This window comes from Acetobacter fallax (genome assembly GCF_011516735.1).
GTDB lineage: Bacteria > Pseudomonadota > Alphaproteobacteria > Acetobacterales > Acetobacteraceae > Acetobacter > Acetobacter fallax.
This window is the reverse complement of record NZ_WOSX01000009.1, coordinates 72,073-97,359: the sequence shown is the minus strand read 5'-3', so window position 1 is coordinate 97,359 and position 25,287 is coordinate 72,073. Positions and strand designations below refer to the sequence as shown.

Here is a 25,287-nt window from a genome sequence, read left to right as displayed (position 1 = left end):
CCTGAGTGAAATAGCCTGCCCGGGTATGGGAACTTAAATTCCCACCGCTCAGACCCCGGAGCCCGACCTGCCGGAACAGCCTGTCCGCCAGATCAGTCGTTCTGCTGTGATTTCCGTGATTGCCGGTTGAGCCGAAGCTGCTCCCGTCGTGCCGCCCTTTGTCCTGCCGGATCTCCCTTCTGCTGCTGATGGGCGACTTCCCGCGTCAGTTTGTTCCAGTTATCCCAGCGCCGTTCATCAATCCGCCCCTCTTCACAGGCGGCCCGGACCGCACAGCCCGGTTCGGCCTCGTGCTGACAGTTCCGGAAACGGCACTGCTGAGCAAGCTCCCCGATTTCCGAAGCAAAATTTCCAAAAGCCGCCGCAAGGCCCTCGCTGGCATTGACCATTCCAAGTTCCCGCATGCCCGGCGTGTCAATCAGCAGCCCCCCCGAGGGAAGGCAGACCAGTTCCCGATGGGTTGTCGTATGCCGCCCCCGTGATTCGTGAGCCGAGACCACTCCGGTCGCCGCATGGTCCGTTTCCAGCAAAGCGTTCAGCAGTGTCGATTTTCCGGCCCCTGAACTGCCGACCATGACACCGGTCCGCCGCCCGCTCAGGTATGAGGCTGTTTCCTGAAGACCTCTCCCTTCAGGAGAAGACACGACCTGAAGGGCCGTTTCCGGAGCACAGGCCCTCGCCGCCCTGACGATCGGCTCAATATCGTCGCACAGGTCAGCCTTGGTCAGAATAATGACCGGCATGGCCCGGCTTTCTTTCGTCAGTGCCAGATAGCGTTCCAGACGGGACAGATTGAAATCCGTCCCCATCGTCATGACGAGAAACGCCACATCAATATTGGCGGCAATGACCTGCGACTGCGTACGTTTGCCAACCTCCTTGCGGACAAAACAGGTCGTGCGGGGCAGTACAGCATGAATCGTAGCGCGTTGTTCACCCAGGCGTGGCAGGCACGCCACCCAGTCCCCGATCGCAGGCCGTTCCAGTGGATCGGACGTGTGGCGGAGCCGTCCGGCGCTGTCCGACAGCAGAAGCCCTTCCTCTGTCATGACAGCAAGAAGGCCACGCTGCTGGGAAATAACACGACCAGGAAGCAGATCATTCCCGGAAAACTGTCGGAAAGCACACGCGGTCGCGTCGTTCCAGCCATAAGATGTCAGTAAAGTCAGATATCAGTCTTTCATGGCGAAACAGGAAGTCGCCGATAGTATTCCAAACCCGGCCGCAGGCACGTCCTGCCTGTATGACTGAGGTCGTGTCAATAAAAACAGGTGCTGGTTTCAAAAGCATGGAAATGGAATGTCCAGCAAATAAATGAAGCGCCATACTCCATCGCAGATGTCTCCCCGTGTCCCGGAGAGTCGCCGGAAACGTTCACCAGAGCTCTCACACGAACGAGGGATCCGGTTCACTCTCCATAAGAGGCAGAATTGCCGTCGGAAACTCCCGCACGGTCATTGCGACATGAATGAACGGGTCAGCGTCGGACCGACAGTTCATTGCGGACAAAAGCACTGCAAAAGACGTGTTGATCTCCAATATGTGCTTTTCACTGAACCGAAAGCCCGGACTGTATCGCTCTGAATGTCTCTCTGGCAGCATTGCGCCCGCGACCTCCCTGTCGACTCATCACCGATGCACAGGACCACCCCGGGATAATCGCGAATCTGAGGATGTGGTTCGGTACGCCAGATAAGGAAACGCCGGCCTTTCGCCAGGGAACCTTCGAAGTCGACAGTCCTTTTTCCCGTCACAGCCGTCGCCGCTTCTGCAAAAGGAAGTCTTCAAAGAGTTCTGGCAACCCGTCATTCTGTTATGCCATCAATCATGTGAGATTCGTCTCAATATTAAAACAAGCCGATTCTCCCGACAGAAATAACGATCGCCCGTGTCCCGCTCTGCCGCACAGGCATGGCGACTCCCGCCGTCCCAAACCCTTCCTGCCCCGGAAAAATACCGCCTTCACGGCGAACGCGCCCGAACTCTCCAGCCCGAGTCGAATCCGAAATAAAAATGTCCGGAACATTCTGGAATCCGCTCCGCCCGTCATCCCGTCCCCAGAACAACCCAACTCCGGATCAGCGCTGCTCTCAAAATAATTCACCCGGCACCACAATCTGAAGTTGTTTTCATAAAGTAAAAACAACCGGAAAAGCAGAGCACCCGACCAGCGCCGAAACACCCCTTTGACGGCCACCGGCTCACAATGAGAAACTGCCCGCCTTATGCCCGACACCAATCCCCCTCTGGTCCCGAAAGCCGCTCCGTCCCCGCGCCGGAAAACAACGGCCACGAAGCCCCCCCAAAAGCGGAAACCCAAAGCCGCTACCCATGCCCCGAATGGCACCGCCAATGCCCCGCGCAATATGACAAAGCCGGAAATCGCGGGCTTTCTCGCCGACCTCGCCCGGACCTGGCCCGACGCCAGAACCGAGCTGAAATTCGAAACCCCGTTCCAGCTTCTCATCGCCACAGCACTCGCCGCTCAGGCCACCGACGCCTCCGTCAACCGCGTCACGCCCGCCCTCTTCGCCGTCGCCCCCGGCCCGGCGGAAATGGCGAAACTGAGCGTCGATGACGTCGGAAATTACATCCGCACCATCGGGCTCTGGCGCAATAAGGCAAAGAACGTCGTCGCCCTCTCCCAGGCCCTGGTCGATCGCTTCGGCAGCGAAGTCCCCGCCGACCGCGACGCCCTCGAATCCCTCCCCGGAGTAGGGCGCAAAACCGCCGCCGTCGTCCTCAACGTCGCCTTCGGTCAGGCCGCCGTCCCGGTCGATACCCACGCCTTCCGCCTCGCTAACCGCACCGGCCTTGCCCGCGGAAAAACCGTGCTTGATGTCGAACGTGGCCTCGAAGCCCGTATCCCCGCCGATCTGCTGCGGGAATCGCATCACTGGCTCATTCTGCAGGGCCGCTATGTCTGCAAGGCCCGTCGCCCCGAATGCTGGCGCTGTGCCGCCACCCGCAACTGCCTTTATCCTGAAAAAGAACTGATTCCGCCCCGCCGCGCAAAATCCTGACATTGCGAATCACAGCCAGCGCCCCAATCTCGGTGGAACAAACCCGCCGCCCGGATTCTGTCCGGGCGTGCGGGTGAATGGGTTTGTGTTTGGACCTCCCTGCGCTAGACCAGAGCCAAGCGGCCAGAACCGTGCGGCATGGCCCGGCGCAGGGAAGGGCCGCAGCGAAGCAGGATTTGCAGACGATGGATTACATAATCGGCCAGAACCCACCCGCGCCGAAACCGGGCACGCCGACAACCGCTCCGGCAGGGCAGGGCGGAGCCGATATCATCACAGACGGCACCGAAGCGACGTTCATGCAGTCGGTGATCGAGGCCAGTAACACCGTTCCGGTCCTCGTCGATTTCTGGGCCGACTGGTGCGGTCCCTGCAAGCAGCTGACACCGGTGATCGAAAAAGTCGTCCGCGCCGCCAAAGGCCGGGTCAGGCTCGTCAAAGTCGATATCGAAGCCAACCGTCAGCTCGCCGAACAGCTCACCCGCCTCGGCCTGCCGTTGCAGTCAATCCCGATGGTCGCCGCGTTCTGGAAAGGCCAGATCCTCGACATCTTTCAGGGCGCCCTGCCAGAGAGCCAGGTCAGAAAATTCGTTGAAACCGTGCTGCAGGGCGCTGGCGGAGGCACGCTCCCCGCCGCCGATCTCCTCGCCCAAGCCCGCACGGCAATGGAGACAAACAAGCCCGAACACGCGGCCGAACTCTTCTCAGCCGTTCTCGGGGATGAGCCTGAAAACCCCGCCGCCTGGGGTGGCCTCATCCGGGCAATGCTGGCGCTCGATGATGAAGACGCGGCAACCGCCGCCCTCCAGGATGTTCCCCCGGCAATCACCAGCCACCCGGACATCGAAGGTGCCCGCGCCGCTCTCGAACTGAAGAAGGAAGGGCGGCAGGTCGCAGGCGAGGCCGATGAACTTCGCCGCCGCATCGAAGGTAATCCGGAAGACTTCGAAGCCCGCATGAACCTGGCGAATGCCCTGAACGTTGCAGGGCACCGCGAAGAAGCCGCCGCCCAGTTGCTGGCCATCCTTCGCGCCGACCGTGAGTGGAATGAAGGCGCCGCAAGGCAGCTCCTTTTCAAATTCTTTGAATCCTGGGGCCACGATGACCCGGCGACCCTGAGCGCCCGTCGCCGTCTGTCGTCGCTGCTTTTTTCCTGAGGAAGCATGAGGCTGGAAGCGTCCCTTTTCGACGATGATATCCCAAGGATCGTTCCGCGCCTGACGGACATCACGCTGGCTGACCTGCCAGTGGAAATCGGGCTGTTTCCCCTGTTCGGCTCGTTGCTGCTGCCAGGGGGGAAGCTGCCGCTCAACGTCTTCGAGCCGCGCTACATCGCGCTCATTGAAGATGCGCTGGCAGACCGTCGTCTGATCGGGATTATCCAGCCTTTCAACGAACTCGACGACGAAGCGGACGAGGCCGAAGAGTTGCCTCCTCTCTTCGACGTCGGATGCATCGGAAGAATTACGTCTTTCTCAGAACGCCTGGATGGCACGTTCGCCGTCACGCTCACAGGCATCACCCGCTTTCGTTATCTCCGGGAAAGCAGTGGTCGCCGTGGCTATCGCACGGCCCGCATCGACGTGTCCGGTTATGCCGGTGACCTGAGCGAAATCCCATCCGCTCCGTTCGACCGGGCGCAGCTTCTGGCCTCTCTTAAAAGCTATTTCAACGTGCGTGGTCTTGGCGTCCGCTGGGAAGTGATCGACCAGATGGGCGATGACGCCCTCCTCATCGCTCTCCCCATGATCTGTCCGTTCCCGTCATCGGAAAAACAGGCTCTTCTCGAAGCCGCCTCTCTGACAGACAGGGCGCGCGTGCTACAGTCGCTGCTTGATCTGTCCGGACCTTCCCCGGGCGAGCCCCGTCCGTCATAGAGACAGCGAAACTGATTTATAATCTGAGACCGATAAGCCTCCCGGAGATTTGCCTCATGTCATCGCCTCACGCTTCCGTCCCTCTTGACCCGCGTCTGCTGTCCGTCCTCGTCTGCCCCGTCACGAAAGGGCCGCTGATCTATGATCGGGAGGCCAGCGAACTGATCAGCAAACAGGCTGGCCTTGCTTTCCCGGTCCGTGACGGAATTCCCGTGATGCTGCCCGAGGAAGCACGCCAGATCAGCTGACCGGACGGACCGACTCATGCGCATCCCGACAACTCCCGCCGCGTCCTCGCCGGAGTTGCTATGACAAAACGGCGGCTTCTGCTGCTGATGCCGGCCTGCGTGTTTCTCCTGTCCTGCCGCATGTCAGGCCAGGATCCACGGGCCGGGGATAATATCGACGTTCCGTCAGAACGTCCCGGACGAGACTTCCCGGAAGCCGCGGAAGCTGAACAGCGCCGGGAACGCAATGCTGATTACAGCGATGCGTCCGCTCCAAAGGGTGGCCGCGGCGGCTACGAACCGGCGCCGTACGCAGGAACGTCACTGCCAAAACCAGGCACATCCAACGTCACGCCCGATACGGAAGTGACATATGGGCGCCCGGCAGGGACCACAAATCCAAAATCCGGGAACTGATACGCATACCAGCGCCTGTGAAAATTGCCCCCTGGCCGGAGCATCCGGACTCTACCCGGACCCGGCATGGACCACAGGCCCCGCACCCCGGTTTGCTGATCATAAAACGGTTTGCAAAGGCTCTGTTGTCGTTACGTGTTGATCTGTGATTTTTCAAAGGGTTAGCAAAATCCGGGCTCTGCCCGAACCCGGTAGGGGTCGCGGACCCCTTCACCCCAATCTGTTGATAAATAAGCATGTTTCCAAAGGTCTGTGACCTTTGGTCAGTTCCAGGGCAAAGCCCTGGGAAGAAGCCGGCACGTAACGACAACAGAGCCTTTGCCGGGTTCCAGGGCAGCGCCCTGCCAGCCCACACCTCTCATACCGACCAGCGTTGGGGCTGACCCACGGAAAGAGAGTCCCGGGACTCCGTCCCCGTAACTGCCAAAGGTCGCAGACCTTTGGAATCCGCTTTGTTGAGTCAACAGATCGGGGTGAAGGGGCCTGCGGTCCCTTCCGGGTTCGGGCGGAGCCCGGGCTCTGCACCCCAGGTTCTGGCTAAACCAGGAAGGGAGTGCAACTCCCTTCGCCCCGATCTGTTGAGTGACAAACCGAATTCCCCGCGACCTCTGGCGGGGTGCCGGGCGTGCCCTGGGGCTCTTTTCCTGATGTCAGTCTCAATACGGGTTGGTATGACATGAAAACAGTCAGTGGTTACGGCTGTCATGCAGTAATCGCAGACGTGCCGGCCACGAAAATTCGCTGTGAATAACGCCCATTCTTCATATGACGATGATATATGAAGGTTCCGTATCAGACCTGCTTACTTTTTTACCTGTGTTCCACTGACGGAGGTGGTTATGAAACTTCTTGCTGTCCATCCAAGCGCACTCATGTACACAAGAGTGTTTCTCAGGCTGGAACCCCTCGGCCTTGAACTCGTGGCCGGCGCGGCAAGAAATGCAGGGCACGATGTCCGGCTGATTGATCTGCAGGCTGAAACGCATCGTGACTACTGGCGGCTGGTGAATGAGTTTAAACCGGACGCAATCTGTTTTTCTGGAAATTATCTCGCAAATGTTCCGGAGATCGTGGATCTTTGCAAAGAGACACGTGAAAAACTCCCTGGTGCGCTGATTTTTGTAGGCGGCCACTCTGTTTCGTTTATCGCTCAGGATATCCTGGAGCTTGGCGGCGGCGCGATTGACTGCATTCTGCGTGGTGAAGGCGAGCCAGGAATCGGGCCACTGCTTGCAGGATGGGAGAAAGGCGATATTTCGACTGTCCCCGGGATTGTAGGCAAAAATTTTGAGGGGCCACCGCCAGCCTTTGTCAAAAGTCTTGATGATGTCCGGCCGGCTCGTGATCTTCTGCGTCACCGCAACAAGTATTTTATCGGCACGCTTGATCCTGCCGCATCAATAGAATTCGCCCGTGGCTGCCCGTGGGACTGCACTTTTTGCAGTGCGTGGACCTTTTACGGCCGTTCATATCGCACGGCGAGCCCGCTGGTCATTGCTGACGAGCTTGAGAGCCTGAAAGAGCCCGGCGTATTCATCGTCGATGACGTAGCCTTTGTTCACGCCGAGCATGGAATGGCCATCGCCAGGGAAATCCGCCGGCGAGGAATCAGGAAAGAATATTACCTTGAAACGCGGGCAGATGTTCTTCTTCGTAACAAGGAAGTCTTCAAAGAGTGGAGTGAGATCGGCCTGAGCTACATCTTCATCGGTCTGGAAGCTGTCGATGAAGAAGGCCTGAAGCGCTTTCGTAAACGTGTTTCGCTTGATCGAAATTTCGAAGCGCTCGAATACGCTCGTTCACTTGGCCTTATCGTGGCTATCAATCTGATCGCCGACCCCTCCTGGACGAAGGAGAGATTTGAGGCTGTACGGCAATGGTGCCTGGAAATTCCGGACATTGTGAACATCTCCGTCACGACACCTTATCCCGGCACAGAAATCTGGCACAAAGAAGCACGCCGTCTGACAACGCGGGATTACAGGCTTTTTGATATCCAGCACGCTGTTTTGCCGACCACGCTGTCCCTCCCCGAATTTTATGAGGAGCTGGTGAAAACCCAGCAGGTCCTGAACACGAAACACATGGGCTGGGCAGCTCTGCGGGATACTGCCGGTATTGCCGCTCGCCTTCTCGCGCAGGGTCAGACAAATTTCGTGAAAATGCTCTGGAAATTCAACTCTGTATTCAATCCTAAGTTGCAGCTTGCCGACCATATGCGTCGTCCACGTTACGAGATGCCTCTTCAGCCTGATGTTGTGGAAAAAATTGACGCAAAAACGCTTTATGTGCACAACCCGAAAGGTCGCAAATCGCGCTCGATTGATGATGCAACTGAGCAATTTGTGGATGAAACCCGAATGAGCGCCGATGTCTGATTTTTGTCAGTATTTGTTACGTTAGTGGGAAGATTTCCCTGACCGAATTGATATTCGGTGCTTCCATGGAGCGTTATCTGTATATCGCGATCGGCCATGGCCTCCGCTCTGGCCGTCTGTGATACTGAGATGGTCACCAATCCCACTGAGTTCATCAGCGGCTGTGCAATTGCCTATTCCAAAATTTTACAGTTTTAACGGCTTGATCCGGGAACCTGATCGGACACACAATTAAAATTTATCTATAGAAACATTGTTAACATATAGAAATAGAATTGAAGTTTCTTACATTTTTGATTGTAGCGAGGTTGACGAAGTAGCGCCTCGGTGGCTCTTTCGTGACGCACGGGTTGTATGTCAGATTCTTGTCGTCGAATTGCAAGACGCTGGTGGTGACGCTTTCAGTTTTGGAGAGATGACAGGTTTGTGGCAGATAAGTCGATTTTCCTGACGCATACCTTTCAAATTTTTTGCACAGTCAGAGTGGGACTGCCTTAATAGCTTCGCTGGGTGAGGAAATATGAAATTGGAGAATGCGTGGTCATGACTGACCGTGTGGTGCTCGTGGACAGAAATTCGGTCCTTTCCGCCGGGGAGAGCGCCAAAACAACCAGCCGGCCGCAGGTCGGGCGACAGTTGTTGCGTGAGCCTTATCCCTATTTTCATTCGATGCTGGCGGCAGTTGTAACCTGGTTAGACAGACTCAGTCTGATTTTGGGAGCAGTCACTGCGAATATGCTTGAGTTACCGCAGGTATCGATGTCATCGGCTCCGGCAGTTACTGTCAGTGATATTGCGGCGGTATTAATATTCTGGCTTTTTCCAAAAAAAAGGAATCTTCTTTCTTTTCCAAAAATTCGACGATTTAAAGGACAGGTTCGTTATTTAGGCGTCGCTTTATGTTTTTCCGTTTCTGTGAAAATTTTGTTGCTGGAAATATTTTTTAGATCGCTTGGCGAATCTTTCAAATTGTCGATGATTTGGTTCTTCTTCGTGGTGGTCAGTCTTTTTTTTGAGCGGTGTGTTGTTACGTTTGTTCTGTTTCTGCCATCTGTTGTTGTGCGATTGCAGAGGAAAATTGCAATTATAGGGTCTGGCGAGGCTGCTACTGAACTGGCCGAACGTATTTCGCATGATGCAGGTCACACCTACGGACTATTCGGTATGTTTGATGTGCCATCTGTTCAGAGTATTGATAATCATTCAGATAACGACTTAAATGCCTTGGTAAAGAGAAGTCGTCATGATCCTCTTCATGCTATTATTCTGGCGTTCTCAAATATTGAAATAGACGAAATATTCCTGAAGGATGTCACTTTACGACTTCGTCAGGTTCTTTCTGACATCTATATTATACCATCTTTGGTTCATGGTATTGATAGTGCTCTTCCAGTTGAGTATTTTGGGCCATCAACTCTTTTTGTCCTCCAGAGGCGTCCGCTTTCTGAGATTCAGGCGCTGGAAAAATCGATAATTGATTTTATACTAGCCTTGATAGGAGTTGTTTTTCTTGCTCCGGCTTTTATTTTGGTCGGCCTTGCAATTAAGTTGGATTCATCCGGTCCTGTTTTCTTCAGGCAACCTCGACTGGGTAAAAATGGCCGCGAATTCCTCGTGTATAAATTTCGTTCGATGCACGCTCACATGTCTGACTCTATGGCCGATCGTCAGACTAGTCGTGGCGATCCCAGAGTGACGCGAGTTGGGCGATGGTTGCGAAAGCTGAGTATTGATGAAATTCCCCAGCTTTTTAATGTGATTCAGGGTAATATGTCTCTCGTGGGGCCAAGGCCTCATGCGCCGCATACCCGGGCAGGTGGAAAGTTGCTGGATGATGCTTTGGCTGAATATGTCTTGCGTTATCATGTGAAGCCTGGGATTACCGGATGGGCTCAGGTAAATGGTGCCCGAGGAGAGCTTGTAACTGTCGAAGATTTGAGAAGGCGTGTCAATTATGATCTTGAGTATATTCGGCGCTGGTCGATTTTCTTTGATTTTAAAATCATGTTTTTGACTATCGTCAGAGAGGTGTTTAGTCGTCATGCCTTCTGACCACGTAAAAAATAAAAAATCTGAGTTACATAAGGCGTATTTCGCCGGACGTGAGTTCTCCGTTGTCTCTGTGATGGGAGTGAGGCTTTTTGATATTTCCAGAGAAGATCTTGAATTTGGATTGATATCGGCAATACGGGAAGGCCAGAAGTTGCGTGTCATCAATGCGAACGCGCATTGTCTGACAATTGCTCAGCGTCTTCCGTGGTTGCGCGAGCTTTTCCAAAAGGCGGAAGTGGCGTTTTGTGATGGGGCAGGTGTTCAGCTTGCTTCATTATTTCTGACCGGGAGGCGCCTGCATCGCACGACTCCGCCTGAGTGGGTTGGTAATGTATTGCAGGAATTGGGGTCAGAGGCTTCAGTGTACTGGCTTGGTGGAGACGAAGTCGTTGTGGCCGAAGCGGCAAAGGCTTTCGCGGGCAGATATGGTTGCAGAATTGCGGGATGGCATAATGGTTTTTTTGATGCCGATCCGGAATCAGTTGATTCTCAGGCGATTCTCGCAGAGATAAAACAAACTTGCCCGTCAGTTTTGCTGCTGAATATGGGGATGCCCCGTCAGGAGCGGTGGCTTTGGGATAACTGGGAAAAGCTTCCGCCCGTTGTCGCGATCACAGCGGGTGCGCTTGTCGATCACGCTGCTGGTCGTGTGAGGCGTCCACCCCGCTGGGTAGCTAATCTCGGATTGGAATGGCTTGTCAGATTGAGTCGGGAGCCTCGAAGACTCTGGCGCAGGTACATTATCGGTCTTCCTGTTTTCGGCTTTTATGTTTTACGCTCCAAGATAATTACCACATTAAGAAAATCGGGTGGCTGTCGTTGACATGGCCGGTTAAAGCCGCGCCCAAATTCGGTCCTCCGAAAGGTCTGAGTCGATATGTTTGAGCGCGTTATGGATCGGTCTTTTGATCAGTCGGGAGTACCCGCACTGCCTGATGGTGGAGCCTACGCCATTGTTTCTCGTTATATTAACGTAGGCTGGCGTTATCGTGCGCTCTTTGTGATCGTGATGTCGGTGATCCTGTTGCTGGGAAGTGCCGCAGTCTTTTCGCTGCGAAGGTCATATATGGCAATGGCCACCATAGTCGTGACAACGCCTGTAGCAGATCCACTTCTCCAGTCATCTAACAGCGAGAAAGCATCGCTTGAAGATGATGAGCTTGCGACGCAGGGCGCTCTTATTAAGTCGCGGGATGTCGCAGCTATGGTTCTTAGGCAATTTCCGGAGCCGCCCGCGCCTGTGCGCCATACCTGGCGTCATTTTCTTTGTGAACATAGTGTGCATTTTGTTTGCAACACGTCTTCGCCATCCGCAAGCAATAGCGCAAATGCTCTGGACCGCTCCATAGACGGTCTCCTTTCAACCGTGACAGTTGAGCCACAAGCGAATTCGCGTGTAATTAATGTGAGTGTAAAGGCTGATACTGGTGAGCGAGCTGCTGCGCTGACCAATGCGTTTGTAACCAGTTATCAACAACTGGCCCTGACGCAGCGTCAGGGTGATCTCAAGCGTGAAGCCGACTGGATTGATGGCCGCACGGCCGCGTTACGGCAGCGATGGCTTGAGGCCGAACGGGTGGCCAGCACGTATAACGTTCAGCATGGCCTGGTGAATACAGGTGAGGATTCACCGCTTGTCGACAGACAGATTTCGGATATGGCTTCAAGTCTCAGTCAGGCGCAAAATCGATATGCTGCTGCACAGGCGCGGGTGATGGCGCTTAATGCCGCAATCAGTGGTGGTGATCCGAGAGCGATGATATCGTTAGCTGAACAACCTCTTCTCGTTGCTTCAGCAAATGCTCTTATGCAGGCCGAGGGTGTCCGTGCACAAAAAGCCGGCTCATTTGGTCCTAATCATCCTGATGTTCTGGCTCTGGACAAGCAGATAGCCGGTGCGAACGCGCAACTTCATGCCGAAACACGTCAGGCTCTGACTTCGATTAATTCTGAACTTATCGCTGCAAAAGCAGATGTTGCCGAACTGACTCATTTAATGGAGAAATTACAAAAGCAATCTGCTGGTCAAACTGGTGCACAGGCGGAATACAAAACACTGCAGCAGGAGTCCACAAGCGCAAGAGGCGTTTACGAAGCTTTTCTTGACCGCGCTAAAGAACTAACTGATCGAGTGGCTCTGCTGCAACCGCCTGTTACATTTGTGTCCCACGCAGCAACGCCAGCCTCACCGACATTCCCTAATCGTAATAAATTACTGATGGGAGTGATTGTGTTAGCGCTGGTCGCAGCAACAAGTGCAGTTGTTCTTCGGGCATGGCTCTCTCCAAGTTTTATCGATATCGATGAGTTGCGTAACTTCGGAGGGCTGCCGCTTCTGACGATATTGCCGCGCATAAAAGGAATGCGAAAGAAGAGTCTTGCCCGGTTTGTGTTGGACCATCCCTTCTCTCAGGCGGCGGAGGCAATGCGTGGTCTTTCAGCGCAACTTTCCCTTGCTGGTGGCGGTCAGCCAATTGGTGCACAAGTTGTGGCTATTGCATCGGCGACACCTGGCGACGGTAAAACGACAGTGGCGACATGGCTGGCGAGCGCCCTTAATGGGGCAGGGCAATCAGTTTTGCTTATCGACCTCGACTATCGTCGTCTGACGAACTCTGGCGAGTTAAATTTGCAGATGAAAAAAGGGTTCTCTGACTTTTTCGCCGGTAGGGCTACAGCAACAGATGTTATTTTTAAAGATGATGTTACTGGTATCGATGTAATTCCCCCAGGCAATCCACGGTTAAGTTCATTTGATCCGGCAGAGGTTGCTCGTATCCGCGATATTTTGAGGGATTTATCCTGTAATTATAAAATGATTATTATTAATCTTCCGCCCCTGGCAGTAGCGCTTGATGGTCTCATCATGGCGTCTGTTGCCGATCAGACAATTTTTGTATGCCGCTGGGCTCATACGTCACGGGGCGTAGCCGCGGCATGCCTTGACCGTCTGCGTGTCTACGGGGCGAGGATGACAGGTACGGTGTTAACAGGAGCTGATGAAAGATCAGCAAATCTGCTTTGTGGTACCCAGGTTACACGAAGTGAGATTAAGCTCATTACTCACGGTTATCAGAACTGAGAGGCTGCCCAGTGAAAGTTATTCATGTTGTCAGGCAGTTTAGTCCGTCGGTCGGTGGACTTGAGGATGCTGTTCTGAATCTCTCAGTGCAACAACGTAATATGCCCGGGGTGGATGCGCGAATCATTACTTTAAACAGTGTTTTTAACCGTAATGGCTCTTTGCCTCCTCGGGATTCTGTATCCGGTGTACCCGTCACACGGATTCCATGGTGCGGCTCGAAGCGGTATCCGGTTGCGCCTTCCGTGCTGTGGCATCTTCGGGACGCAGATATCATTCATGTTCATGCGATTGATTTCTTCTTTGATTATTTTGCTCTTACAAAGAGGCTGCATCAACGTCCTCTGATTGCTTCAACTCATGGCGGTTTTTTCCATAGTGGTGCCTATTCACGTCTGAAAAAATTATGGTTTTCGAGTATCACTCGGGCCAGTGTCAGTAAATATTCAAAGATTGTTGCATGCAGCGAGAATGATGCTGAGCTTTTTAGTCCTGTTTCCGGAGCACGTCTCATCACGATTGAGAACGGCATTAATCAGGAAAAATTTTTAAACGCTGCTTCTCAGGTGCCGTGTCGTACATTAATTAGTTTTGGTCGATTTTCACCACATAAACGTCTGGATCTTCTGTTTCCACTGCTTGCAGCGCTGAAAAAACAGCATAATGAATGGCGATTGATTGTTGCCGGGCGTCCTGCGGAACAGAGTCTGGAGGATCTCCGGGCAATGGCTGACGATGCAGGCGTTTTAGCCGCGGTCACATTTCTTCCTGACCCATCTGACTCAGAGTTGCGTAATGCGCTTGGTAGCGCGACGTGGTTTGTGAGTCTTTCTGAGCACGAAGGTTTCGGACTGGCCGCTGTAGAAGCGCTGTCGGCTGGTCTAATTCCAGTATTAAGTGAAATTGCTCCGTTTCGTCGTCTGATTGCGCGCACAGGAGTCGGGATTCTGGATAATTCAACTGTTTTTGAAACAACGGCTGTTAAAATTGAAAAATGCCAAAATAGTGGTATGGCAAAATTAACGCAGCTTAGGGACCGGGCGATTAATGGCGCTCAGCTATATGATTGGCGGGATGTAGCAAAACGTTATGTGAGTGTTTATCGTGATATTCTTGGGGAGCCTGCTATTCCGGAGTTAAATACGGTGAGTTGCAAGCCAATATGAAGTGGCGATGGTTTGTTTTGCCCTTCTTGTATGACAGTTTCAGCAACACTATATTGAGATTTCTTTTTCTAATGTTGATTCTGTCTGGATGGCTGTTTCCATGTGAGGCGTACGCGCAGTTGATGACGGAATATTTTCCGAGCGAGCTTCCTGGTTATTCATCAGACTCTACTGCTTCTGTTACTATGCGTCAGTATATGCAAAATATTGATTCAGGTATCCATGTTGGAGATTATATTATAAGACCATCCGCGTCACAGTTTTTTGGTTATAATACGAGTATTCTTGGTGTAAAAAATACATCAGGAGCTGAATTGGATACATCAGCCTCTTTGAGTGCTAACTCAAACTGGAATCGTCATGCTGTCGGTATGTCGATGAGTGTTGCAAATCATGAATTTCCAACATTATCAGCCGCAAATTATACGAACTGGACGGCTTCTTTTGGTGGGTCGTTCAATATAGGAGAAGATACGGCAAGTATAGGGTATTCTCATTATGTTATGCATTTGTATGCTACTGACCTTGGTAACTTTGGAATTTCATATCCGGTTCCATATGCGGGAGATGATGCCCGGGTTAGTTACAGAAAAAATTGGGCTCGTTTTGCTGTTATTCCCAGCGCTTCTTACAATAATTTTTCTTTTGGTCAGGCAGGGGGGACGTCAACTTTCGCCAGAGAGGATGTTCGCTCGCTTGGGCATCAGCTTGAGACGCAAATGTTGCAGGGGCGTTTTGAGATTTCAAAAGGTAATGCACTGGTGGCAATTCTGAGAGGAAGCGAGGCTCAGTTCATATCTAATCCTGGTACCGTGCCAAGTGATTATATCAGTGGAGGTGGGTTTATCGGGCTCGATATGCGAGCCAGTCAGGTTCTTCAGTATCGAGTGCTGGCCGGGGGGGAAACCAGACAATTTACGAGGAGTGATGCCAGTGCGATCACAACGCCGACCGCTGAAGCGGATGTGATCTGGATGCCTGATCTGATGAACACGGTTACCTTAACTGGTCAACGTGGTCTGTTTGATCCGACATCACCTTTTTCTCGGAATCAAATCATGTCAACAGTGCGCTTGCAGGAGGATCATGAATTGCGTCGAGATGTTTTTTTGCGGGGATCTGCTGAAATGGGCACAACGGATTCTCGTCCGTCTGGTAACGAGGTAAAAATGAGGACGCAGCATCAGACGCAGTTTATTTTTAATGCTTCCGTGAACTGGAAGATAAATCGCGATTTTACGGCATCTTTGAGTTATAGTCATATCACTAGTTACACAAAGCATGGTATTGCATCGATCTCGTATAGTAGTATTGCTCAATCTACGTATACATCTAATACAATTATGTTTGGTATCTCCTTTGCACGCTAATAATTTGATTGTGAAAATTCAAGCATGTTTGGCGGCCTATCAGGAAAAGAAAGAGGGTTGTGAGATGCAGGGTAATCGCCCGTTCGTACAAAAAGAGAATTTTCTGGTTGCCAAGTCTGCTCGTCTAGGCGGGTTCTGTCTTTTTCTTTGGACTCTTGTCGCTTGCTCCCCAACACATGGTCTTGTTCCGTTGCCTCAGGCAACGGGTTTTTATCGGTTGGGGGCCGGAGACCAGGTTCGCGTTCTCACATATAATGACCCACAACTCAGCAATACGTTTTTTGTTGCTGATACAGGTACTATTGCCTTCCCATTGATCGGAATAGTTCAAGCTGCGGGTGAGACGCCGCAGAGCTTGGCTAACGAACTTACAAAAACTCTAAGTTCACGTGGTTTGTTGCGTGATCCGAGTGTGTCAGTCGAAGTTATGAAGTACAGGCCTGTATTTATTCTTGGTGAAGTTTCTAAGCCGGGACAGTATCAATATATCCCTGGTATGACAATGCAGTCTGCAGTCGCGCTTGCCGGTGGATATACATATCGAGCTATCACAAATACGGCGAGTGCAGTGCGAACTGAAGGAATTAACGGTAATCACCCGGTAAACGGCAGGATAATACCAGAAACACTCCTGGCTCCTGGCGATGTCGTGACAATTTACGAACGTTATTTCTGAGTGTCTGTTCGAAAGGATTTTGAGTTAATTGAATTGGTTAGCAGGTGGGGATTGAAGTTGTTGCTTCTGTTGTGATTCCATATGGGGTGTTGCTCCTGATTCGTTGAGGTGCCCCATGTGAACGTTCGAAAACTGCACCCGCTACAATCGTGACCATATGGGTTACCTGAGTGATTTGACTGACAATGGAAGGGATCTGACCAAGTCGGTTATTCCGCCTGCGAAGCGCGGCGGCGGCAAACGTCAGGTGAATGACGCGCGATGTCGTCAACGGGATCATGTATATTCTGAGCACTGGCTGCCAAATGGTAAGCAATCCCAAACGATCTTCCGCCGCGCACCACGCTTTGCGACTATCTTGACCGATGGCAGTGGGACGGCAGAGATGTCAGCCCGACAACGGTTGTGATAGGCAGCCAGAGCGTGAAGAGCGCCGAAAAGGGGGCGGCGGATTGATCCGCCGGGCTATGATGTAGGCCACCGTGCACGCAGCCGACATCGCCGCTGGCGCGTCGGCGCACGATAGCGACGACCACATCCCCGACAGCGGCCACCGAATAGTGTGCGACCCGAGCCGCAATCGCTTGGATCGGCGGCGGGTCGATATGGTCGTAACGATGCTGACAACGCTGGGCTTCCCCCGATACATCCATGCCGCAATGGCCACAGGCATTGGCCATGACACGTTCGGTCCTGTCCGGCGTAACTGCGAGGGGCCGCGCCTTCCTCTCGCTGGGTGGACGCTTGCGGAGGATGCTTTCTGCCGCGACCAAAACCGTCTTTCGCGGGCGGGATATGCGAATTGAATGAGGTGCTGCGCGGCTTGCCCGCCGCCAACGCCTCAAGTTCCGATATCCGCGCAACCAAACGCTCGATCATCTCCCGCTGCTGGGCCAGCAGGACATCTTTCCCGGCTTCACTCAGTTTAATGCGCGGTCGGCGCGACATCCATAAACCAAATTAAATTACATCATACAGCGCAACCCCTTCCGCCAACCACGTGAGCAATTACCGGAAAACCTGACCGAACGGACTCTGAGGTCCCCCTTACGGCGCGGATTAATTCAACGATGTGACACTAACCATATCGCCCAAATCCAAAACGGCAGGCATAGCAATCCGCCGATTGTCATGCCACGAAAAGCGTAACCGTCAGGCTCAGTACGTTTTGGGGAGTGTTGTAAGGATGAGTGCTCGCTCTGATTGTGTTGCAGATTTCTGGTGCTTCCGGATTGTAGAAGATACGGTAGCTGAGGGACGGTCATGGGGTTAATTATTCCATTTTTTGGTTGTAATCTCATTTATAATCTTATTGATTAACGGAGGGTTTCCTGAGGATTACGAAATGGAAACCGTGTTGTTGTCTGGAACTGGTAAGCGTTCTTTTTCGGGCAGAACATTCCACCGGCGTGGGAAATGTTTTAGGACCGCCGGGTGATCTCCGGTTATGCCGGCCCCAAAACAGCAGGAGGGCAACGCCCGATGGTGCCTCGTTATACAAGACCCGAGATGATGGCCATATGGGCACCAGAGAACCGGTATCGTATCTGGTTCGAAATCGAAGCGCTCGCGTGTGAAGCTATGGCTGAACTCGGTGAAATCCCAGGTGAAGCTGCGGAGATTATTCGGGGTCGCGGAGATGCAGCTATTGCGGCTTTCTCCCAATTAGACCTCGATCGGATTGATGCGATCGAGGCCGAGACGCGACATGACGTTATCGCGTTTCTCACCTGGTTAGCGGAGAAAATTGGCCCCGAGAGCCGCTTCGTGCACCTTGGTATGACGTCATCTGACGTGCTCGATACCTGTCTCGCCGTGCAATTGACGCAGGCAACGGACCTTCTTCTGGCTGATGTGGATGCTGTTCTGTCAGCGCTGAAAAAGCAGGCTTTCACGCATAAGTACACACTGACCATCGGGCGGTCCCATGGGATTCATGCTGAACCCACATCGTTCGGACTCAAGATGGCGGGGCATTATGCTGAATTTGAACGCAACCGCACACGGCTGCTGACCGCTCGAGCTGAAATTGCCACGTGCGCGATCTCAGGCGCTGTTGGTACTTTTGCTCATCTTGATCCGCGTGTTGAATCTTATGTCGCGAAAAAACTGGGGCTGATGCCGGAACCTGTTTCGACCCAGATCATTCCCCGGGATCGTCACGCAGCTTATTTCTGTGCTCTTGCTGTGATAGCAAGCGGCATTGAGCGTCTGGCAACGGAAGTGCGTCATTTGCAGCGATCGGAAGTTCGTGAGGTAGAGGAATTCTTCCATCCGGGCCAGAAAGGCTCGTCGGCTATGCCGCATAAACGTAATCCGGTGTTGTCGGAAAATCTCACGGGGCTCGCTCGTCTGGTTCGGTCTCATGTGATTCCCGCGCTGGAAAATGTTGCGCTCTGGCATGAGCGCGACATCAGCCACTCCTCCGTTGAACGTAACATCTGTCCGGACGCAACCGTCGGGCTGGATTTTGCTCTTGTGCGGCTTGCGGGGATGATGGATAAACTGATCGTTTATCCGGAGCAAATGGCTGCCAATATCGAGAGCCTGGGTGGAATTGTGCATTCTGGCGAGGTTTTGCTTGCCCTTGCCCGGGCTGGTGTGCTGCGGGAAGATGCTTATAAAATCGTGCAACGCTGTGCGATGGCTACATGGACGCAGCTTGGTAAGCCGAATGGTCGCACATTTCGCGAAAATCTGGACACTGATCCTGATATAGCAGGGAGAATTACTCCTGAAGTGCTTGATGCCGCGATGGATAGCTGTTCGCATTTGAAAGCGATTGATGATCGTTACAGAGTGGTTTTTGGAGAAACTGGATCCGTTGCCGGGTGAAACTGCCTGGGTGCCCTGACATCGGATAATGCAGAGTGCATGCGGCTGTATCATCTGGCTTCGAAGGCTGCTAAGAGGCACCCGCATGACATGAGGCGCCTGTATTGCGGCCCTTGAAAAGTGCGGATCGCACCGCACCCAAGTGAGTAAAGGATGACAATGGCCCGCCGACGCCAGCTGTACGAAGGGAAAGCTAAAATCCTGTTCGAGGGACCGGAACCCGGGACACTCGTGCAGTATTTCAAGGATGATGCAACAGCCGGGAACGGATCAAAGAAGGGTATCATTACCGGCAAGGGCGTCCTGAACAACCGTATTAGTGAATATATCATGTTGCGGTTGCAGGAAGTTGGAATCCCAACCCACTTTATTCGTCGTATCAATATGCGTGAGCAGTTGATTCGTGAGGTTGAGATCATTCCTCTGGAAATTGTGATCCGTAACGTCGCGGCAGGGAGTATCGCCAAACGTCTGGGGATACCGGAAGGCACGAGGCTGCCCCGGTCTATTGTTGAGTATTATTATAAGAATGACTCTCTTGGCGATCCAATGGTTGCCGAAGAACATATCACCGCGTTTGGTTGGGCAAGTACGCACGACATGGACGATATGGTCGCAATCGCATTGCGGGTGAACGATTTTCTGTGTGGGTTGTTTGCCGGTGTCGGGATTGTGCTTATCGACTTTAAACTTGAGTTCGGGCGTCTGTGGGAAGATGAAGAGATGCGCATTATCCTTGCTGATGAGATCTCACCGGATAATTGTCGGTTATGGGACGCCAAAACAAACGAAAAGCTGGATAAAGACAGATTCCGTCGTGATATGGGACGGGTTGAGGAAGCCTATCAGGAAGTTGCCCGACGACTTGGAATACTGCCCGAAGCCGGCAACGGTGATATGAAGGGCTCGGAAATGATGCAGTAGCCTGCAGCTGACTGCGGAGATAAAAGTAGCGGGAGGCGGTATGAAGGTAAGGGTAATAGTTTCGCTCAAAGAGGGTGTGCTTGATCCGCAAGGCAAAGCCATTAATCACGCGCTTCATGTTCTGGAGTTTCCAGAGGTGTGCGAGGTTCGCACGGGTAAAGTGATCGAACTTGATCTGGATGAAGAGAATCCTCAGCGTGCAGCGCAGCGGGCACATAAAATGGCGGAAAGTTTGCTGGCAAATCAGGTTATTGAGGATTTTATTGTGGAAATCGCGAAATGAGGCGACTTGACCTGATTAGTGTTGTTTCCTGCATGTGTGTCGGATTGTTGGTGGCTGCTGCTGATGCGAACGCCCAGCGAGTTTCTCCGATGAAAGCTGGAAATTTTGGGCGTATCTGCTCTCGTCCAGCTGGAGCGCAGGTCTGCGACGCTTATATTTCAGGCGTTGCTGACGCTGGTGCGCTTGGGAAAGTCAATAATCGTAATGAGGGCGATCCGAAAGCTTCAGCCGGATTTTGCATCCCTCAGACTGAGTCCGGTGTCGCTATGCGTGGGAAAGTCGTTTCCTGGCTGAAGGCTCATCAGGATGTGCTGGATAAGCCTGTGGGGGAGGGAGTTTTTATGGCCTTGCATGACTCTTATCCTTGTGGTGCCGCAATCGGTAGTTCGAAATGAAAGCCGGTATTGTCGTCTTTCCGGGGACTAATCGGGAGCGGGATATGGCGATTGCGCTCAGATCTGTTTCTGGTCGTGCGCCGAAAATACTCTGGCATCAGGATACGCATCTTCCGGATCTGGATCTGATTGTTTTGCCTGGTGGTTTTAGTTATGGCGATTATCTTCGCTGTGGCGCCATGGCTGCGCATTCCCCGATAATGCATGAGGTCAGGAAATTTGCAGAACGGGGTGGATATATTCTGGGCGTTTGTAATGGTTTTCAGATACTGACCGAAACAGGAATGCTTCCCGGAGCATTGCTGAAGAACGCCAGCCTTCGTTTTCTTTCTCAGGATTGCTTTCTTCGAGTGGAAAATGCGGAGACACCGTTTACCGCCCGGTGGCAGAAAGATGATGTTTTCCGTGCACCGCTGGCACATGGCGACGGTAATTATGTGGTTGACGAGAAAACGCTGGAAATGCTCGAAGGTGAAGGTCGTGTTGCCTTTCGGTATTCAGCATCAGATGGTGTTGTGTCGCCGCAGGATCGTGAAACCAACCCAAATGGCAGCCTCAATGCTATAGCCGGAATCGTCAGTTCAGATGGCCGGGTGTGCGGTATGATGCCGCACCCGGAGGATCTGGTGGACTCTCTGATGGGCGGTGAGGACGGCAGGCCGCTGTTCGAAAGTTTGGTGGAGGCAGTCGTCCAGTGAGTTCGAAGCAGAAAGTCGTGGATGCCGCGCTCGCTCGTCAGTTTGGTCTTTCCGGTGAGGAATATGACCAGGTGCTCATAATTATGGGCAGGGTACCAAATCTGACAGAACTCGGCGTTTTTTCGGTGATGTGGTCTGAACATTGTTCCTATAAGTCTTCGAGAAAATGGCTTCGTACATTGCCAACGACTGCGCCATGGGTGATTCACGGGCCTGGTGAAAATGCAGGCGTTGTCGATATCGGAGAGGGTCTTGCTGCCATCTTTAAGATGGAGAGCCATAACCATCCGTCCTTTATTGAACCGTACCAAGGCGCGGCGACGGGCGTCGGTGGTATTTTGCGCGATGTTTTTACGATGGGCGCCCGACCAGTTGCTAATCTGAATGCTCTGCGCTTTGGGTCACCGGAAAATCCGCGCACGCGACAGATTGTCGACGGGGTAGTGCGGGGCATCGGCGGATACGGCAACTGTGTCGGTGTGCCCACCGTTGGTGGCGAGGTGAATTTTCATCCGGCATACGATGGCAACCCCCTGGTCAACGCAATGACCGTCGGAGTGGCGCGAAAGGATCGGATTTTTCTTTCCGCAGCAGCCGGTATTGGTAACCCGGTTGTGTATGTTGGCTCCAAAACCGGGCGCGATGGTATCCACGGCGCGACCATGTCTTCTGCTGAATTTGACGAAAATGCTCTGGCTAAGCGGCCTACTGTGCAGGTTGGCGATCCCTTCGTGGAAAAGCTGCTGATTGAAGCTTGTCTTGAGTTGATGGCAACCGATGCAATTATTGCAATTCAGGACATGGGCGCCGCAGGGCTTACATCATCTTCTGTTGAGATGGCGGGCAAGGGAAATGTTGGTATAGATCTTGATCTGGACTCCGTGCCGCAGCGCGAGCCTGATATGACAGCCTATGAAATGATGCTGTCAGAGAGCCAGGAGCGTATGCTGATGGTTCTTCGACCGGATCGCACCGAGCAGGCCCGGGCAATTTTTGAGAAATGGGAACTTGATTTCGCAGTTATTGGGCAACTGACTGACACAGGCCGGATTGTAGTCCGGCACAAAGGCGCTATCGAAGCGGATATTCCGCTTGCTCCGCTTGCGGATGAGGCTCCGATTTATGATCGCCCTGTTGCAACTCTGCCTGCACCGGAGCCGATCGGGCCCGTTCACGATCCTGTCGGGCTGGAACAGGCGCTTATAACACTTATCAGTTGCCCGGATCTGGCGTCCCGTGCGTGGATATGGAACCAGTATGATAGCACGGTTGGTGGTCAGACTGCTCAGCGTCCGGGTGGCGCAGATGCGGCGATTGTGCGAGTTGAAGATACGTCGATAGGCCTTGCCCTGACTACTGACTGTACACCTCGCTATTGCTACGCGAATCCGCGATCAGGTGGAGCGCAGGCAGTCGCTGAAGCCTGGCGAAATATTACGGCGACGGGAGCAACTCCGCTGGCTGTGACCGATAACCTGAATTTCGCCAACCCTGAAAAACCCGAGATCATGGCTCAGTTTGTTGCTGCGATCGAAGGTATGGGAGAAGCTTGCCGGGTTCTTGATTTCCCCGTGGTAAGTGGCAATGTTTCTCTATATAATGAGACGCGGAATCCGGACGGATCGACCCGTGCTATTTTGCCGACTCCAGCTATCGGTGGTCTTGGTATGCTTGCTGATGTTGAAAAACATGTTGGTATGGCGATTCCTCGCAGCGGCGTTCTGATACTGATCGGTGAAACAAAAGGGCATCTTGGTCAGTCGCTCTGGTTGAGAGAAATACTCGGTCGCGAGACCGGTGACGCTCCTGACGTTGATCTTCGTGCAGAGCGACGCAACGGAGATTTCGTGCGCGAGCAGATCATTTCAGGTAAAGTGGCGGCTTGCCATGATGTTTCAGATGGAGGCATTCTCGTCGCTGTGGCTGAGATGATTATGGCCGGTGGAGAGGGCTGCGAGCTTGAGCCGCCGCAATCAGGTATGCGGCCAGAAGCTTACTGGTTTGGTGAGGATCAGGGACGTTATCTTCTTGCTGTCAACTCCGATGGGCAGGAGCTTTTACACGAAGCTGGCATGCGTGGTATTCCGTCGCGTCTGATGGGAAAGATCGGAGGGGGTGGTTTGACCTTGCCTAGTGGTGCGACAATATCCATACCTCGTCTGAGGGCGGCTAATGCCGCATTTTTTCCATCTTTGATGGGCGCCTGAGGTATACTTGTTGATGCGGTTGCGCGTCAGATCAGAAAGAAAGTCTGGCGGATAAAAAGCGAGGGGCAGGCTGATGGCTATGAAGGCTTCAGAAATCGAGGCTTATATTCGTGAAGCATTCCCTGATGCTATTGTTACGATTGATGATCTCGCTGGTGACGGTGATCATTATGCCTGTACGGTTGTGAGTAAGGCCTTTCATGGGGTATCGCGGGTCAGGCAGCATCAGATGGTGTATAATTCTCTTCAGGGACATATGGGGGGAACACTTCATGCCCTTGCTCTAAAGACTGCAACTCCCTGAAGTATGATTGTCGCTGTTTTTCAGTCTGAGAGTTCCTGAAAACTGGAGTAATTAATGATGTCAACACCTGCCGGACAGCGTATTCAGGCGCTGATTGAAGCCAATCCTGTGATGTTGTTTATGAAAGGGACGGCAGATTTTCCGCAATGCGGTTTCTCTGCCAGAGTTGTTCAGATTCTCAATCACATAGGAGTGCCGTTTAAAACGGAAAATGTGCTTGCGGATCCTGAGATCAGAGAGGGAATCAAAATTTTCTCTGACTGGCCGACGATTCCACAGTTGTATGTGAGAGGTGAATTCGTTGGCGGTTGCGACATCGTCAGTGAAATGGCTCAGTCGGGCGAACTCCAGACAATGCTTGCTGAAAAGGGAATTGTAACAGCGTCAGCTTGATACTCTGGTGATTTTGTTGAAAAAGTGCACGATCATATGATCGTGCGCTTTTTTGTGGCTGAACTGCCTGTCTGTTGCTGGAAATGTTTTGATAATATCGATGCGTTAATGCTTTGGGGGTTGTCGGAAAGGCCCTCCTGGTTATAGTGGGTTGCAAATTGGTGGGGTGAGGATTGCGATGATCGGAAGCGTAATGCGAAAGTTGAGTTTGTTCACCGCCGGGATTTCTGCCGTGTTCGTGTTTTCCACGGTAAAGCCAGCCCACGCGGAACGTGTTATTTCCGATTATGAGGCAAGTAAACTTACGTTAGAGTCTCTCACGGCAGCGCCAGTGTATCACGTTGTGCATCATATAAGTGGTGCATCACACAGTCGGGCGCATAGTTTTCAGGTTGCCGCACATCGCAACTCTCAAGGCCTTATCCATCTGGCCTCTTTTCGTACAGTGAAGCGTTCCGGTTCTGCCATGCATGTGCGGCACCGCACCTGATAATGAACAGGTGAGACCATTGGAAACGATGGTCTTTTTTTCGAAGTCCAGGTTTTAAAGAGTCACTTTAATCAAGCCAGAATGCGTTTTTGATTCGCCGCGCTTCTCCTGACTCATTAACAGCAATCATATCAAAGCTGATCGATTCGTAAGTCCACTCAGGGTGGCCTGCAAGAATAATTTCTGCTGCTTGTATAATACGGTATTGCTGGCGACGGGTGAGAGATTCTGCCGCCTCTGTCCATGTTGGTCTGTGCTTGACTTCAATAAAACATAATTGTGTTTTATGTTGTGCGATCAGATCAATTTCGCCGCGACTGGTTCGCGCTCTTCGTAGTAATATTTCAGACCCGGCTGAAATGAGTGCCGCTTCTGCGATCATCTCAGCCGTTACCCCGGCAGCGTAAGCGAGGCGGCCTTTGTTTGCGCGGTATGCTTCAAAATAACGGTTGGACATCATCGCCGTTATTGCGAACGTTTATAAAAATTC

General features: G+C 52.7%; 23 protein-coding genes and 1 pseudogene. 22 read left to right on the top strand and 2 right to left on the bottom strand.

What is annotated here, in order from left to right:
* Positions 1-92: 92 nt before the first annotated feature.
* Entirely contained in the window at positions 93-1,049 is a 957-nt protein-coding gene (gene rsgA, locus GOB85_RS07085; protein WP_173576854.1) for a ribosome small subunit-dependent GTPase A, read from the bottom strand.
* A gap of 1,176 nt (positions 1,050-2,225) precedes the next feature.
* Here rsgA and nth point away from each other — a divergent pair.
* The 22 genes and pseudogenes from nth to grxD all read left to right on the top strand — a co-directional run bounded on the left by nth (position 2,226) and on the right by grxD (position 24,307).
* Complete coding sequence (nth, locus tag GOB85_RS07080) at positions 2,226-3,023, top strand: endonuclease III (protein WP_173576853.1); 798 nt, start codon at positions 2,226-2,228, stop codon at positions 3,021-3,023.
* 185 nt (positions 3,024-3,208) lie between these two features.
* A complete protein-coding gene (locus GOB85_RS07075; RefSeq protein ID WP_173576852.1) occupies positions 3,209-4,180 on the top strand; it encodes a thioredoxin family protein in 972 nt (323 codons plus the stop codon).
* Positions 4,181-4,186: 6 nt separating this feature from the next.
* Positions 4,187-4,900 (top strand): LON peptidase substrate-binding domain-containing protein, encoded by a 714-nt coding sequence (locus GOB85_RS07070; RefSeq protein WP_173576851.1) that lies wholly within the window; start codon positions 4,187-4,189, stop codon positions 4,898-4,900.
* Positions 4,901-4,956: 56 nt separating this feature from the next.
* Positions 4,957-5,148 (top strand): Trm112 family protein, encoded by a 192-nt coding sequence (locus tag GOB85_RS07065; RefSeq protein WP_173576850.1) that lies wholly within the window; start codon positions 4,957-4,959, stop codon positions 5,146-5,148.
* Between the two features lie 60 nt (positions 5,149-5,208).
* Complete coding sequence (locus GOB85_RS07060; protein WP_242011337.1) at positions 5,209-5,544, top strand: hypothetical protein; 336 nt, start codon at positions 5,209-5,211, stop codon at positions 5,542-5,544.
* Positions 5,545-6,383: 839 nt separating this feature from the next.
* Complete coding sequence (gene hpnR / locus GOB85_RS07055; RefSeq protein WP_173576849.1) at positions 6,384-7,922, top strand: hopanoid C-3 methylase HpnR; 1,539 nt, start codon at positions 6,384-6,386, stop codon at positions 7,920-7,922.
* 543 nt (positions 7,923-8,465) lie between these two features.
* Positions 8,466-9,974 (top strand): exopolysaccharide biosynthesis polyprenyl glycosylphosphotransferase, encoded by a 1,509-nt coding sequence (locus GOB85_RS07050; RefSeq protein ID WP_242011336.1) that lies wholly within the window; start codon positions 8,466-8,468, stop codon positions 9,972-9,974.
* Positions 9,964-10,797 carry a WecB/TagA/CpsF family glycosyltransferase gene (locus tag GOB85_RS07045; protein ID WP_173576847.1) on the top strand — a complete coding sequence of 278 codons (834 nt, stop codon included), beginning with the start codon at positions 9,964-9,966 and terminating at the stop codon, positions 10,795-10,797. The genes GOB85_RS07050 and GOB85_RS07045 overlap by 11 nt, the downstream gene beginning before the upstream one ends.
* Before the next feature lie 54 nt (positions 10,798-10,851).
* The gene (locus tag GOB85_RS07040; RefSeq protein ID WP_242011335.1) at positions 10,852-13,056 is read left to right on the top strand and encodes a GumC family protein; all 2,205 of its coding nucleotides are present in this window, start codon (positions 10,852-10,854) and stop codon (positions 13,054-13,056) included.
* A gap of 11 nt (positions 13,057-13,067) precedes the next feature.
* Positions 13,068-14,222: a glycosyltransferase gene (locus GOB85_RS07035; protein ID WP_173576846.1), complete on the top strand. Its 1,155-nt coding sequence runs from the start codon at positions 13,068-13,070 to the stop codon at positions 14,220-14,222.
* Positions 14,223-14,344: 122 nt separating this feature from the next.
* Positions 14,345-15,592: an outer membrane beta-barrel protein gene (locus GOB85_RS07030; RefSeq protein ID WP_173576845.1), complete on the top strand. Its 1,248-nt coding sequence runs from the start codon at positions 14,345-14,347 to the stop codon at positions 15,590-15,592.
* A 10-nt stretch (positions 15,593-15,602) separates the two neighbouring features.
* The gene (locus GOB85_RS07025; RefSeq protein WP_338421666.1) at positions 15,603-16,268 is read left to right on the top strand and encodes a polysaccharide biosynthesis/export family protein; all 666 of its coding nucleotides are present in this window, start codon (positions 15,603-15,605) and stop codon (positions 16,266-16,268) included.
* A 157-nt stretch (positions 16,269-16,425) separates the two neighbouring features.
* Positions 16,426-16,770 (top strand): annotated as a pseudogene (locus tag GOB85_RS19200) (transposase); the annotation flags it as partial.
* 103 nt (positions 16,771-16,873) lie between these two features.
* Positions 16,874-17,074, top strand: coding sequence for a hypothetical protein (locus tag GOB85_RS19195; RefSeq protein WP_242011334.1), 201 nt, complete (start codon positions 16,874-16,876; stop codon positions 17,072-17,074).
* A 676-nt stretch (positions 17,075-17,750) separates the two neighbouring features.
* Complete coding sequence (gene purB, locus GOB85_RS07015; RefSeq protein ID WP_173576843.1) at positions 17,751-19,103, top strand: adenylosuccinate lyase; 1,353 nt, start codon at positions 17,751-17,753, stop codon at positions 19,101-19,103.
* A gap of 159 nt (positions 19,104-19,262) precedes the next feature.
* Complete coding sequence (purC, locus tag GOB85_RS07010) at positions 19,263-20,027, top strand: phosphoribosylaminoimidazolesuccinocarboxamide synthase (protein ID WP_173576842.1); 765 nt, start codon at positions 19,263-19,265, stop codon at positions 20,025-20,027.
* Positions 20,028-20,067: 40 nt separating this feature from the next.
* Entirely contained in the window at positions 20,068-20,310 is a 243-nt protein-coding gene (gene purS / locus GOB85_RS07005) for a phosphoribosylformylglycinamidine synthase subunit PurS (RefSeq protein WP_173576841.1), read from the top strand.
* Positions 20,311-20,342: 32 nt separating this feature from the next.
* Positions 20,343-20,705 carry a Rap1a/Tai family immunity protein gene (locus tag GOB85_RS07000; RefSeq protein ID WP_408737050.1) on the top strand — a complete coding sequence of 121 codons (363 nt, stop codon included), beginning with the start codon at positions 20,343-20,345 and terminating at the stop codon, positions 20,703-20,705.
* The gene (purQ, locus tag GOB85_RS06995; protein ID WP_173576839.1) at positions 20,702-21,403 is read left to right on the top strand and encodes a phosphoribosylformylglycinamidine synthase subunit PurQ; all 702 of its coding nucleotides are present in this window, start codon (positions 20,702-20,704) and stop codon (positions 21,401-21,403) included. The genes GOB85_RS07000 and purQ overlap by 4 nt, the downstream gene beginning before the upstream one ends.
* Positions 21,400-23,610, top strand: a complete 2,211-nt coding sequence (gene purL, locus GOB85_RS06990; RefSeq protein ID WP_173576838.1) for a phosphoribosylformylglycinamidine synthase subunit PurL — start codon at positions 21,400-21,402, stop codon at positions 23,608-23,610. The genes purQ and purL overlap by 4 nt, the downstream gene beginning before the upstream one ends.
* A 73-nt stretch (positions 23,611-23,683) precedes the next feature.
* Positions 23,684-23,914, top strand: a complete 231-nt coding sequence (locus GOB85_RS06985; RefSeq protein WP_173576837.1) for a BolA family protein — start codon at positions 23,684-23,686, stop codon at positions 23,912-23,914.
* A 57-nt stretch (positions 23,915-23,971) separates the two neighbouring features.
* On the top strand, positions 23,972-24,307 hold the full coding sequence (gene grxD, locus GOB85_RS06980; protein ID WP_173576871.1) for a Grx4 family monothiol glutaredoxin: 336 nt from the start codon (positions 23,972-23,974) through the stop codon (positions 24,305-24,307).
* Positions 24,308-24,864: 557 nt separating this feature from the next.
* On the opposite strand, the gene GOB85_RS06975 is transcribed toward grxD, so the two are convergent.
* Positions 24,865-25,257, bottom strand: coding sequence for a YraN family protein (locus tag GOB85_RS06975; protein ID WP_173576836.1), 393 nt, complete (start codon positions 25,255-25,257; stop codon positions 24,865-24,867).
* Positions 25,258-25,287: the final 30 nt, after the last annotated feature.